The 13,297-nt window shown below is 72.5% G+C and carries 9 protein-coding genes; 5 read left to right on the top strand and 4 right to left on the bottom strand.

Annotation, left to right across the window (positions count from 1 at the left end):
* Positions 1-23 precede the first annotated feature (23 nt).
* Entirely contained in the window at positions 24-1,769 is a 1,746-nt protein-coding gene (locus tag KME80_RS02785) for an acetyl/propionyl/methylcrotonyl-CoA carboxylase subunit alpha (protein WP_219499878.1), read from the bottom strand.
* A gap of 183 nt (positions 1,770-1,952) precedes the next feature.
* Here KME80_RS02785 and KME80_RS02780 point away from each other — a divergent pair, with 183 nt between their 5' ends.
* From KME80_RS02780 to KME80_RS51635, 3 genes are all read left to right on the top strand, one after another.
* The gene (locus tag KME80_RS02780) at positions 1,953-2,225 is read left to right on the top strand and encodes a WXG100 family type VII secretion target (protein ID WP_219499876.1); all 273 of its coding nucleotides are present in this window, start codon (positions 1,953-1,955) and stop codon (positions 2,223-2,225) included.
* Between the two features lie 66 nt (positions 2,226-2,291).
* Positions 2,292-3,440 (top strand): S8 family serine peptidase, encoded by a 1,149-nt coding sequence (locus tag KME80_RS02775; protein ID WP_219499875.1) that lies wholly within the window; start codon positions 2,292-2,294, stop codon positions 3,438-3,440.
* Between the two features lie 144 nt (positions 3,441-3,584).
* Positions 3,585-5,759: a serine/threonine protein kinase gene (locus KME80_RS51635; protein WP_281426720.1), complete on the top strand. Its 2,175-nt coding sequence runs from the start codon at positions 3,585-3,587 to the stop codon at positions 5,757-5,759.
* Between the two features lie 59 nt (positions 5,760-5,818).
* On the opposite strand, the gene KME80_RS02765 is transcribed toward KME80_RS51635, so the two are convergent.
* From KME80_RS02765 to eccCa, 3 genes are read right to left on the bottom strand one after another with little or no spacing between them, the layout of a single operon-like run.
* Positions 5,819-6,922 carry a transglycosylase SLT domain-containing protein gene (locus KME80_RS02765; protein ID WP_219499871.1) on the bottom strand — a complete coding sequence of 368 codons (1,104 nt, stop codon included), beginning with the start codon at positions 6,920-6,922 and terminating at the stop codon, positions 5,819-5,821.
* Positions 6,919-7,251, bottom strand: coding sequence for a hypothetical protein (locus KME80_RS02760; RefSeq protein ID WP_219499869.1), 333 nt, complete (start codon positions 7,249-7,251; stop codon positions 6,919-6,921). Before KME80_RS02760 ends, KME80_RS02765 begins: the two co-directional genes overlap by 4 nt.
* Entirely contained in the window at positions 7,248-11,246 is a 3,999-nt protein-coding gene (eccCa, locus tag KME80_RS02755; protein WP_219499868.1) for a type VII secretion protein EccCa, read from the bottom strand. The genes KME80_RS02760 and eccCa overlap by 4 nt, the downstream gene beginning before the upstream one ends.
* Positions 11,247-11,362: 116 nt before the next feature.
* Between eccCa and eccD the strand changes: the two genes are divergently transcribed.
* Both eccD and KME80_RS02745 read left to right on the top strand, forming a co-directional pair.
* Positions 11,363-12,808 (top strand): type VII secretion integral membrane protein EccD, encoded by a 1,446-nt coding sequence (gene eccD, locus KME80_RS02750; protein WP_308125592.1) that lies wholly within the window; start codon positions 11,363-11,365, stop codon positions 12,806-12,808.
* 48 nt (positions 12,809-12,856) lie between these two features.
* The gene (locus tag KME80_RS02745; RefSeq protein WP_219499866.1) at positions 12,857-13,294 is read left to right on the top strand and encodes a YbaB/EbfC family nucleoid-associated protein; all 438 of its coding nucleotides are present in this window, start codon (positions 12,857-12,859) and stop codon (positions 13,292-13,294) included.
* Positions 13,295-13,297: the final 3 nt, after the last annotated feature.

Raw genomic sequence — 13,297 nt, 5'->3', positions numbered from 1 at the left:
CTCGATCTCGGCGCCGGTGACGGTCAGGCGTCCTTGATCTCGCAGATCACGGCCCCCGAGGTGATCGTCTGGCCGACGGCGGCGGAGAGCCCGGTGATGACGCCGGATTTGTGCGCGGTCAGCGGCTGCTCCATCTTCATGGCCTCCAGCACCACCACGGTGTCGCCCTCGGCCACGGTGTCGCCGTCGGCGGCCACGACCTTGACGATCGTGCCCTGCATCGGCGTGACGAGGGAGTCGCCGCCGGTGGCGGCCGTGCGGGCGCCGCCCCCGGACCGCCTGGGCTTCTTGTTCGCCGAGGGCGTAGCGACGCCCGCGCCGAGCCCGGCAGGCAGCACGACCTCCAGGCGCTTGCCGCCGACCTCGACCGTCACCGTCTCCCGCGACACCGGCTCGGCCGTCTCGGGGGCGCCGGCGTAGGGCGGGATCGTGTTGTCGAACTCGGTCTCGATCCACCGGGTGTGGACGGCGAACGGCTCGCCCGTGAAGGCCGGGTCGGTCACGACCGCCCGGTGGAACGGCAGCACGGTCGGCATCCCGTCGATCTCGAACTCGGCCAGCGCCCGGCGCGCGCGCTCCAGCGCCTCCCGGCGGGTGCGGCCGGTCACGATCAGCTTGGCCACCAGCGAGTCGAACGTCTGGGGCACGGTCATCCCGGCCTCGTAACCGGAGTCGAGCCGTACGCCGGGACCCGACGGCGCGCGCATGGCGGTGAGCGTGCCGGGCGTCGGCAGGAAGTTGCGGCCCGCGTCCTCGGCGTTGACGCGGAACTCGATGGAGTGGCCGCGCAGCTCCGGGTCGCCGTAGCCGATCGGCTCGCCGTCGGCGATGCGGAACATCTCGCGCACCAGGTCGATGCCCGCGACCTCCTCCGACACCGGGTGCTCGACCTGGAGCCGGGTGTTGACCTCCAGGAACGAGATCGTGCCGTCCTCGCCGACGAGGAACTCACAGGTGCCGGCCCCGACGTAGCCGGCCTCCTTGAGGATGGCCTTGGAGCTGGAGTAGAGGATGTCGACCTGCTCCTGGGTGAGGAACGGCGCGGGGGCCTCCTCCACCAGCTTCTGGTGGCGGCGCTGCAGCGAGCAGTCGCGGGTGCTGACCACGACCACGTTGCCCTCGCGGTCGGCCAGGCACTGGGTCTCGACGTGGCGCGGCCGGTCGAGGTAGCGCTCGACGAAGCACTCGCCCCGGCCGAAGGACGCCACGGCCTCGCGGACGGCCGACTCGTACAGCTCGGCCACCTCCTCCAGGCGGCGGGCGACCTTGATGCCGCGCCCGCCGCCGCCGTAGGCGGCCTTGATGGCGATCGGCAGCCCGTGCTCCTCGGCGAACGCGACGACCTCGGCGGCCCCCGAGACCGGGTCCTTGGTGCCGGCGACGAGCGGCGCGCCGACCTTCTGAGCGATGTGCCTGGCCTGCACCTTGTCGCCGAGCGCGGCGATGGCGGCGGGCGGCGGCCCGATCCAGGTGAGCCCGGCGTCGATGACCGCCTGGGCGAAGTCGGCGTTCTCGGCCAGGAAGCCGTAGCCGGGGTGCACGGCGTCGGCGCCGGAGCGCTCGGCGACCGCCAGCAGCTTGCCGATGTCGAGGTAGGTCTCGGCGGGGGACGCGCTGCCCAGGGAGTAGGCCTCGTCGGCGACCCTGACGTGCAGGGAGTCGAGGTCCTGGTCGGCGTAGACGGCCACGCTCCCGATGCCGGAGTCCTTGCATGCCCGTGCCACTCGTACGGCGATCTCGCCGCGGTTGGCGATCAGAACCTTGTGCACCGACGTCCGTCCTTCCTGGCTCGTACTCATCGGAGTTTAAAGCGCCCATCCCGGACGGACCCCCGCTGCCCCGGACGGGCCGAACAATCCTCCGGACGACCATAGCCGCTCGGCATAACCGGGGCGATCAGCGATTCACGCGTCTATGGTGAGGGCGCTTTCATGTCGATCCAGGAGGTACGCATGAGCCAGAGCATGCTCGGTGGCGATCCTGCGGAAATGCAGGCCATGGCCACCCAGTTCACGCAGCAGGCGGAGGCCGTCCGCGCCACGATGACGGCGCTGGACCGCGAGGCGTCCAAGGTCGGCACCGCCTGGACCGGCCCCGGCGCCCAGCGGTTCCAGGGCGCCTGGCAGAACTACCGTGCCGCCTTCCAGCGCATGTCCGAAGAGCTCAACGAGGCGTCCCGGGTCATCAACACCTACCGGGGCAACATCGAGTCGGCGACCCGCTGACGGGGGGAGCCCCGGTCCGGGCCGGGGCTTCTGCCTGATCGACAGGGCAGGCTACTCTTTTCGGACATGATTGCCCGCGCCTTTCTGGCCTGCCTGCTGGCCCTTCAGCTCGGCGTGGCGCCCGCGGCGGCGGCGACCGCCGACGAGTGCCGGCCGAAGCGGGGCACCCAGCAGCTTCCCGGCGCCGAGCCCTGGGCGCAGAAGCGGCTCGACCCCAAGCGCGTGTGGCCGCTGTCGACCGGCGCGGGCGTCCGGGTGGCGATCATCGACAGCGGCGTCGAGCTGAACCATCCGCAGCTCCGCCTGGCGGGCCGGGCCGACCTCACCAACACCGGCATCCGCGACTGCATCGGGCACGGCACCGCGGTCGCGGGCATCATCGGCGCCGTCTACGTCGAGGGCGTGCCCTTCCACGGCATGGCGCCGGCCGCGCAACTGCTGTCGTACAAGCAGACCAACACCGAGCGCGACGGCGACCCCGACCTGATGGTCAAGGCGATCAGGTCGGCCGCCGACGAGGGCGCCGACGTCATCAACATCTCCTCGGCCACCACCGACTTCCCCGCGCTGCGGGACGCGGTGGCGTACGCGCTGGCCAAGGACGTGGTGATCGTGGCGGCGGCCGGCAACAAGCGGGCCGAGGACGGCACCCCGATCCCGGCCTATCCGGCGTCGTACGAGGGCGTGCTGGCCGTCGGGGCGGCCGGGCAGTCGGGGGCGCTGTCGGAGTTCTCCAACGACAAGACGCCGGTCTCCGTGCTGGGCCCGGGCGAGAGCATCACCTCCACCTGGCCGGGCAAGGCCTACAACCTGGAGCTGGAGGGCACCAGCTACGCGGTGCCGTACGTGGCGGGGGTGGTGGCGCTGGTGCGGGCCAGGTTCCCGACGCTCGACCAGGACCAGGTGCGGCGGCGCGTCATCGCCACGGCCGACCTGGGCACGGGCACCACGACGGCGGGGATGGTCAACCCCATGCAGGCGGTCAGCGCCGTGCTGCCGTTCGAGCCGGCCAACGCGCCCGTGGTGGCGCCGCCGCCGCCCGCGCCGCTCCCGCCGGGCGCGGTGGCCGCGGTGCCGCCCGTCGACCACGCGGCGCGGAGCCTCGGGCTGATCGTCGCGGCGTCGGCGCTGGGTCTCGTGCTGCTCGTCGCGGTCGCGCGGGCGCTGGTCCCGATGGGCCGCCGCCGGGGCTGGCGCCCCGGCCGCACCGACTGACGCAGGCCCCGCCGCGGCTCCTACTGCGTCAGCAAGGAAACAAGACCATGAATTGTTGGGTACGGCCCGAAACCTATGTGGCGTATGTGACCAATCTGGTTGAATATAACTAGATCTTGCTTTTTGCCGTGGAAAGGTTTGGGCATGCACCCATTGCGCCCTGGTGATCCCGAGCGGATCGGTGATTACAGCATCCTCGGGCTGCTGGGAGAGGGGCCGCGCGGGGAGACCTTCCTCGGGCGGGAATCCGATGACGCCCCCATCCGGGCCATCAAGCTGCTCCCCGGCGTGCCCGAACCGGCACCCGACGCCCTCGCGCCCTACCTGGCCGCCCAGCGGGTCTCCAGCTCGTACGTGGCGCGGGTGCTCGACGCCGGTTACCTGGCGGACCGCCCGTACGTCGTCCGCGAGCACGTCGAGGGCAAGAGCCTGGCCGAAACCGTCGAGGCCGACGGGCCGCTGACCGGCGACGCGCTGGAGCGGGTGGCCGTCGGCGTGCTGACCGCGCTGTCGGCCGTGCACCTGGCGGGCCTGACCCACCGCTCGCTCACGCCGCACAACGTGATCCTGGCCGCCGAAGGGCCGAGGGTGACCGACGTGACCGTCGGCGACCCTGTGGGCGAGCCCGGCTACCAGGCCCCCGAGCAGCTCACCGGCCTGCAGTACGGGCCGTACGCCGACGTGTTCGCCTGGGCCGCGACGATGACGTTCGCGGCCACCGGCAAGCCGCCGTTCGCCGACCGCGACGCCGTGCTGACCGGCGAGCCCGAGGTGGGCGTCGGGGACGAGGCGCTGCGCCGCGTCCTGCTGTCGGCGCTGGCCAAGGACGTCAGCCAGCGGCCGACCACGTACAGCGCGCTCATGCAGGTGCTCGGCGACCCCGGCGCGGGCCGCCAGCAGGCGCCGGACCAGACCGCCATCGAGGGCGTGCCCGTCCCCGGGGTGGCGCTCCAGGGCGTCCCGATCCCGGCCGTGCCGCTCCCGGGCATGCAGCCGATGGTGCCCCCGCAGGGCGGCCCCGGCCAGCCGATGCAGGGCCCGCCCATGCAGCACCCGACCATGCAGGGGCCCCCGATGCAGGGCTCGCCCGTGCCGGGCGTCCCGCAGCAGGCGGAGCCGATGTGGGGCCCGCCCGAGCCGGGCGGTCAGCCGCAGCAGCCGCCTCAGCCGCAGCAGATCCGGCTGGAGGCCGTGCAGCCCAGGGGCTCGCAGGGGCCGCGCAGGAAGTTCCCGATGGGCCTGGTCGCCGGGGTGGGCGCGGTCGCGCTCGTCTCCGCGATCGGCCTGTGGGGCGCCAACCGGTACGTCGAGTACCAGCAGGTCGGCACCACCGTGGCCGCCCAGGCGAACGCCGACGGCATCCCGGTGCCCAACAGCGCGTCCGCGGCCCCGGTTCCGCAGGGCACCGCGCCTGACGGCGGCCCGGTCCCGCAGCAGCCGCAGCCGACGGTCACCGTGCCGTGGGGCGCCACGCCCGACGTGGACGAGGCCGGGGTGGCCCCGCTGGTGCTGCCGACCGAGTGGCCGACGACCACCGCGGGCGTGCCCGAGCTGACCTCGGTGCCGACGACGCCGACGGCGATGCCGACGCAGCCGGTCGTGGTGCCCACGGTCACGCAGCAGCCGACGGCGGCCCCGACCGCCGAGGCCGAGCCGACGCCGACCAAGAGGAAGAAGAAGCCGCAGCCGACGGCGACCGTCACCAAGACGGAGAAGCCGACGGAGCAGCCCTCCGAGCAGCCGACGGAGAAGCCGTCCGAGAAGCCGACGGAGCAGCCCTCGGAGCAGCCGACCGAGAAGCCTTCCGAGAAGCCGACGGAGAAGCCCTCCGAGAAGCCCTCCGAGAAGCCCACGGAGAAGCCGACGCAGGCCCCGGAGCCGAAGCCCACGCCGACCAAGCCGAAGCCGACGCCCACCCAGCCGAAGCCCACCCCGACGCAGCCCAAGCCCACGCCGACGCAGCCCAAGGCGACGGCCAAGCAGGCGGCCCCGGTGAAGAACCCGTACACGCCCACCCAGGTGTGCGGCTCGGGCTTCGTCGTCCAGCGCTCCAGCTCCTTCTCCGGCGGCGCCACGTACCAGCTCTGGAACAACAGCACCGGCCAGAACTGCGTGGTCACCATGAAGACGGTGGACGTGGGCAAGGCCACCCCGGTGAGAGCCACCCTGGAGGTCCAGAACGGCCCCAGCAAGACCGACTCGGGCAACTTCGAGTACTACGCGGGACCGGTGAAGCTGCCGGCCGCCGGGAAGTGCGTGCGCTACTCCGGCAGCGTGGGCTCCGGCTCGACGAGCGCGGGCTGGGCCAACTGCGGCTGACGACGCCTTGACGAAAGGGCCCGGACGATCACGTCCGGGCCCTTTTCGCTGTCCGTTCCCTAGTAGCCGACGTACCCGCTGCCGTTCTTGGTGCCGACGACGCCGGGCACGTTCGACACCGACCCGTAGCGCGAGATCGCGTAGCGGACGCCCGCGATGATGTTGTCCACCGGGTCGTAGATGTTGCCGTGCCCCGGCAGCTTGTAGGCGTTGAACGTCGGGTCGATGGTCTGCATCAGGCCCTTGGACGGGGTGCCCTTGTCCGCGTTCGAGTCCCAGTTGTTGATCGCGTGCGGGTTGCCGCCGGACTCGTGCCGGATGATCATCCAGATGTCGCTGGCGTTCATCTTCGACACCGGCACGCCGTGCTGCTTGAGGATGGCGATGGCCTCCTCGATCCACTGCTTGACCTGGCCCGTCGGGGCCGGGCCGCCGCCGGGGGGAGGCGGGCCGCTCGGTCCGTAGCCGCCGAAGCCGCCGCCCCCGCCACCGCCACCGCCACCGTTGCCGCTGCCGTTGCCGCCGCCTTGCAGGGCCGTGCGGTCCTGCCGCGGGTTGTAGCCGGGCTCGGGCTGCCAGTCGATCTTCCTGCCGTCCTGCGGCGTGAACTCCTGGGTGACGATCTCGGGGATGCCGCGGAAGGTCTGGGCGCGGTCGCCCAGGAAGGCGTCGATGTCGGTCTTCGCCTTGGTCAGCGCCGTGTTGGCCGAGGTCACGTGCGGCCGCGCGTCGGTGATCGCCTGGTTCACCAGCCCGCGCAGCGCCGTGTCCTTGGCCTGCTGGGTGGCGTCCGGGTTCTCCTTCGTGTACGTGGACGCGCTGGCCGACAGGTCGCGGATGATGGCGGCGATCTCCGTACGCGCCTCGCGCAGTGCCGTGGCGGCCGCGTCCAGCGACCCGGCGGCGTTGGCCAGGGCCGTCTGCAGCTCGTGGGCCGCCCGGCCGTACTTGCGCATGTAGGTGTCGAACTGGTCGGCCGAGCGGCCCCGCCAGGCGTTGTCGACGACCTGGACGGCGCCGCCGAGCGCCCCGCCGAACTCGTTGATGTCGCCGGCCAGGGCCCGCCACTTCTCGGCCACCTTGTTGATCGCCGCGGGGTCGCCGGTGACCTTGGTGAGCATGGCGTCGAGCTGCTCGCCGCCCGGCAGGTGGGAGACGCTCATGAGGTGGCCCGGTGTGCCTTGGTGATGTTGGTCTCCACGTTGCTCAGCCCGGCCTCGGTGTCGCGCAGCTTCCTGCGGGCCTGGTCCATCTCGTCGAGCAGCGTGGACCAGACGCCGTTGGCGCAGCCGGCCAGCGCGGCGGAGCCCTCCAGGTCGCCGAAGGCGCTCGCGCTGATCGGCGTGCGGTTGTTGCGGACCCGGCCGTCCTCCTCGTAGGTGACCTCGCCGGGATTGTTCTCGGTCAAGGTCTCCCGGTAGTGGCTGGTGGCCTTGCTGATGGCTGTGCGGCAGCGGTCGAGCGCGGAGAAGTGCATCTCCAGGTCGGTCATGATCCCCCTTCTCGGATGGCCTGCTCGTCGCCCAGGAACGCGGTCTGCATCAGGCGCGCGCCCAGGCGGCGGTCCACGAAATGGCCGCGGCCGGGCGGGAGCGTCTGCGGCCGGACGTTGCCGAACAGGTAGCCCTCGTCCTTGTTGCCCGACAGCAGCAGCGCCGGCGTGGCCATGTCCTTCATGCGCTGGATGACCGGGTCGAACATGGCCCGGCCGGCGCCGCCCATCTGGCGCGACAGCACCAGGTGCAGGCCGATGTCGCGGGCCTGGGGCAGCAGGTCGACCAGGGGCGCCAGCGGGTTGGCCGAGGTGGCGACCAGGTCGTAGTCGTCGACGAACACGTACAGGTCGGAGCCCTGCCACCAGCTGCGGTCGCGCAGTTGCTGCGGCGTCAGGTCGGCCGGGGGCAGGCGGCTCATCAGCGCTTCCCTGGCGTCCTTGATGAGGTCGGCGGCGGCGGCGCTGGATGCGGCGTAGCCGATGCGGTGCGGGGTCGCCGCCGAGTCCAGCAGGGCCCTGCGGTAGTCGATGACGATCATCATGGCCTGGCTGGGCTGCTTCCTGCTCACCAGTCCTTCGGCGATGAGGCGCAGCAGGTTCGACTTGCCGCTCTCGTTCTCGCCGAACACGACGAAGTGCGGGTCGGCGTCGAAGTCGAGCGTGACCGGCATGAGCGTGGCCTCGTCGATGCCGATGGGGATGCGCTCCTCGTCGGCGGGCAGCGCGGCCAGCGGCAGCACGGCGGGCAGCAGCCGCACCCGGGGCGCCACCGGGCCCTTCCACGAGTCGCGCACGGCCTGGACGAGCCCGCGCGCGCCGTCGGCGAGCGACCCGGGGTCCTGCACGGCGTCGATCCTGGGCAGCGCCGACAGGAAGTGGAAGCCGTCCTTGGTCAGGCCGCGTCCCGGCGCGCCCTCGGGCACGGCGAGCGCCTTCTTCCTGCTGACCTCCGACTCGTACGCGTCGCCGAGGCGGAGCTCGACCTTGGTGCCGAACAGGTCGCGGATGCCGGGCCGGAACTCCGACCACTTGTTGGAGGCGGCGATCACGTGGATGCCGTAGCCGAGCCCGCGCGCCGCGATGTCGGTGATGACCGGTTCGAGCGAGTCGAACTCCTGGCGGAGCGTCAGCCAGCCGTCGACGACGAGGAAGACGTCGCCCCAGCCGTCGCCCTCGATCGTGCCTTCGGCGCACAGCTGGCGGTAGGCGGCGATGGACTCGATGCCGTGCTCGCCGAAGTCGCGCTCGCGCTGTTCCAGGATGGAGCCGATCTCCGCCACCGTGCGGCGCACCCGGTCGCCGTCGAGACGGGCGGCGACGCCGCCGACGTGCGGCAGGCCCTCCAGCGACGACAGCGAGCCGCCGCCGAAGTCCAGGCAGTAGAACTGCACCTCGCGCGGCGTGTGCATGAGCGCCATGCTCGACACCAGGGTGCGCAGCACGGTGCTCTTGCCGCTGCGGGTGCCGCCGGCGACGCCGACGTGCCCGGCGCCGCCGGACAGGTCCAGCCAGAACGGGTCGCGGCGCTGCTCGAACGGCTTGTCCACGATGCCGACGACGGCGTGCAGCTTGCCTCGGCCCTGCCAGCCGGCCGTGGTCAGGCCGTGGCCGGCGGTGACGGACAGCGGCGGCAGCAGGTGGGCCAGCGTGGGCGGCTCCGACAGCGGCGGCAGCCAGATGCGGTGGGCGGCGGGCCCGTGGCCGGTGAGCCGGCCGACCACGACGTCGAGCAGGCTGCGCTGGTTCCCGGCGGCCGGTTCGTCGTCCGGCTCCGGCTCGCCCGTCTGGACGGGCGTGGTGACCTCGGGCAGCGGGATGTGGGCGGGGCCGTACTCGACGACCTCGCGCACCGGCACCTGGCCGTCGGCGGTGGCCGCCTGGACGGGGTCGGCGTGGTGCGCGCCCGACACGTACGCGGCCTTGAACCTGGTCATGCCGGTGGTGTCGTACTTGAGGTAGCCGTTGCCCGGCGCGGACGGCAGCTCGTAGGCGTCGGCGACGCCCAGCACGACGCGGCTCTCCATGGCCGAGAACGTGCGCAGGCCGATCCGGTACGACAGGTGGGTGTCGAGGCCGCGCAGCCGTCCCTCCTCCAGCCGCTGGGAGGCCAGGAGCAGGTGCACGCCGAGCGAGCGGCCGAGCCGGCCGATCATCACGAACAGGTCGATGAACTCTGGCTTGGCGGCCAGCAGCTCGCTGAACTCGTCGAGCACGATGAACAGCGTCGGCATCGGCCGCAGGTCGGCGCCCTGTTCGCGGGCGCGCTCGTAGTCGCGCAGGGAGGCGTAGTTGCCGGCCGCGCGCAGCAGCTCCTGGCGGCGCACCATCTCGCCGTGGAGCGCGTCGTACATGCGGTCGACCAGCGGGAGCTCGTCCTCCAGGTTGGTGATGACGGCCGAGACGTGCGAGAGCGTGTCGAGGCCGAGGAACGTGGCACCGCCCTTGAAGTCGACGAGCACGAAGTTGAGGATCTCCGACGAGTGCGTGATCGCCAGGCCGAGCACCATGGTGCGGAGCAGCTCCGACTTGCCGGAGCCGGTCGCGCCGATGACCAGGCCGTGCGGGCCCATGCCGCCCTGCGCCGACTCCTTGATGTCGAGCTCGACCACGCGGCCGTCGACGCCGAGGCCGATCGGCACCCGCAGCCGGTTGCGGCCCGCCCTGGGCTGCCAGGTGACGGCCGGCTGCAGATGGGCGGGGTCGCCGACGCCGAGCAGGTCGGTCAGCGTGGTGTTGGTGCTCAGCAGGTCCTGCGTCTCGCCGCCGGAGGCCGTCGAGGCGCGCAGCGGCGCGAGCTGCCTGGCCAGGCCCTCGGCGCGGGCGTAGTCGAGGCTGTCGGGGTCGCCGAGCCGGTTCGTGGACCGCTTGCCCGCGTGGTCGATCTTGACCATGTGGAAGCCGTCGGGCTGGACGTCCAGGCGCAGCGTGTTGCTCTCGCCCGCCGGGCCCGCCGACTCGGACAGGTCGATGACCGTGACGCCCTGGATGGCGTCGACGCCGAGCTGGGAGTCGTGCGGCACGTGCCCGCCGTCGACGATCACCACGTGGTACGGCAGCGCGTCCGAGGCGGCGCCGGGCCGGAACCGGGCGCGCTCCTTCAGCTCGTCGCCGACGAGCTGGTCCAGCCGTTCCATGCTCTCGGCCATCAGCCGGACGTGCCCGGCGGCGTCCACCTCCTCCGGGTGCAGCGCGTGCGGCAGCCACTTCACCCAGTCCCAGTGCGGCATCCACTCCCGGCTGGCGCACACCATCACCCGCATGTCGTCGGGGGAGTGGAAGGTGGCGAGCTGGGCGATCACCGCCCGGACCATGGCGCGCACGGCCCTGGGGTCGCCGGTGAGGTTGATCCTGGCGAACGAGTGGAGGGCGACGGCGACCGGGAGTCCCGACACCGTGGAGTGGGCGCGGACGAAGCGGCGCAGCGCGCCCGCCGTCAGCGCGTCGAGGTCCTCGACCGGCTTGGAGTCGGGCGGCACGAGCTGGACGGCGAGCTTCTGCACGCCGGTGCCGAGCCGGACCGTGCCGAAGTCGTCGTCGCGCGGCCTGCGCTCCCACAGGCGCGGCCCCATCGCCACCCACCACAGCGTGTCGGGGGCCGGGCCGCTCCACTCCAGCGCCTCGCGCTGTTGCAGCGCGGCCTTGCGGACCTTCTTGCGGACCTGGGCGAGGTAGCGGAAGTAGTCGCGGCGCAGGCCGTTGAGCCGGTTCTTGCGCTCTCCGGCGTTGCGGCCGAACTGGCCGAGCGTCATGCCCAGCATCGAGACGGCGAACAGGCCGCTGGCCACGTACATGAGGGGGCTGGAGTTGCCTCCTGCGGTGAACATCAGGGCCATGGCCGCGCCGCCGGCGAGCATGGGGACGTACATGAGCACGCCCATCAGCCCCGCAGGCTGCACCTCGGGGATCTCCGGCGGCGACTCCAGCAGGATCTCCCCGCGGGGTGGCTGGGGAGTGGGGCGGCGCTCAGGACGCCTGACAACGACGATGCTCATTGACGGCTCACTCGCGAGACAACCCTCCTGTCACCTGAAACACTTTCTTACCAGAAGCATTGTCCCTATATGTTCGGCATGTCAGGACTTGCCGGTTAAACCCTGGAGTACGGCCTGTGACATCGCTCGCCCCTCAGCCGGCCTCGCACGCGCCGCGGCAGCAGCACCAGCCCATGCCGCACGCGCCGCTGCCGCCGCTGTGCCATGTGACGATCATCGCGCCGCGCCGCCGGGTCGACCTGGCGCTGCCCGCCGACATCCCGCTGCCGCACGTGCTGCCCGGGCTGCTCCGGGCGGTCGGCGAGGGCGGCGGCGAGGTGGTCGGCGGCCCCGGCTGGGTGCTCCAGCGGCTCGGCGGCACCCCGTTCGACCTCGGGCAGACGCTCGCCGCGCTCGGCGTGCTCAACGGCGAGGTGCTCTACCTGCGGCCCCGCGAGTCGACGCTGCCGCCCGCGCTGTACGACGACGTGGCCGACGTGGTCGCCACCGGCGTCAAGGGCAGCAGCGGCCGGTGGGAGGCGAGCCACACCCGGGCCATGGGCGCGGGCGCGGCGGCCGTGCTGCTCGCGCTCGGCGCGCCCGCGCTCGTCCTGGCCGGCGGCCCGCCGCTCGGCCTGACCGTGGTCGCGGGCATGCTCGCGGTGCTCCTGATCGGCGTCAGCGCGGCCCTGTCGCGCGCTGTCGGCGACTCCGGCGCCGGCGCGTGGATCGGCTACGCCGCCCTGCCGTACGCCTTCCTCGCGGGCCTGTACGGCCTCGCGAGCGGTTCCACGCTGGCCGGGCTCGGCGCACCGCACCTGCTGGCCGCGTTCGCCTGCACCGCGCTCGTGGCCACGATCGGCGGCGCCGTCGTGTCGGACGGCGTGGCGGGCTTCCTCGGCACGGCCGTGGCGGCGGTCGCGGGCACGGCCGCCGCGGCGGTGGTCATGGTGTTCGAGCTGCCCGCGGCGGGCGTCGCGGCGATGACCGTGACGATCCTGATGTCGCTCAGCCCGCTCATCCCCACCCTGTCGTTCCGCATCGCCCGGGTGCCGCTGCCCGCCCTGCCGACGAACTCCGAGGAGCTGCGCGCCGACAACCAGCGGCTCGACAGCGACGGCGTGCTCGCCCGCACCGCCCAGGCGGGCCGGTACGCCACCGGTATGGTCATCGGCATCACCATGACCGCCATCGGCGCGCTGATCCCGCTGGCGGCCACGCCGGGCTGGCTGGCCACCTCGATGGCCGCCGTGCTCTGCCTGGTGCTGCTGCTGCGCGCCCGCGTCTTCCACGGCCTCGGCCAGCGGCTCTGGCTGCTGGGCGCCGGGCTCGGCGGGCTGGTGCTGGGCGCCGTCTCGCTGAGCGCCGGGGCCGGCACGGTGGCCGCCGCCGCGGTGGTGATGGGGCTGCTCTGGCTCGCCCTGCTCGTCGTCGGGCTCGGCGTGTGGCTGCCGTCCGGGCAGCTCTCGCCGTTCTGGGCCCGGGCCGGGGACGTGGTGGACGTCATTCTGCTGATCGCGATGTTCCCGCTGTCGCTCGGCGTGCTGGACGTCTACACATGGATTCGCGGCCTGGCCGGTTAGTAGTCTTTCGCCGTTATGTGGGGCTCTTGTGACGTATGGGGTGCACGGATGAGCGAGCTGAACTTCGACAGCCTGGACGTCGACCAGGTCATCAGGAACGCGGACCTGCAGATGGGCCGCGTGGCCGAGCTCCAGCAGGAGATGGCCAAGGTGGTCGGCCGCGCCGAGGACGAGGACGGCCTGGTCAAGGTGGAGATCGGCGGCCCCGGCCTGCAGGAGCTGCACCTGCACCCGAAGGCCATGCGCCTCACGTCGGGCGAGCTCGCCGAGCGCATCAAGGAGACCATCGCCGCGGCCACCGCCGACCACCGGCGCCAGATGACCGAGGCGATGGAGGCGCTCTTCGGCGCGGAGAACCCCCTGCGCTTCGCCGACGACCCCGAAGGCGCCCTGGAGCAGGCTCGGCAGGCCGAAGCCGTCTACAACAAGACCTTCGAGGACGTCATGGGCGAGCTCGCCAGGATCCACCAGCGCGTCGAGGAATGACCC

The organism is Nonomuraea ceibae, assembly GCF_019396325.1.
GTDB lineage: Bacteria > Actinomycetota > Actinomycetes > Streptosporangiales > Streptosporangiaceae > Nonomuraea > Nonomuraea ceibae.
The sequence above is the reverse complement of the archived record's forward strand: the minus strand, read 5'-3'. Positions and strand labels throughout refer to the sequence as shown.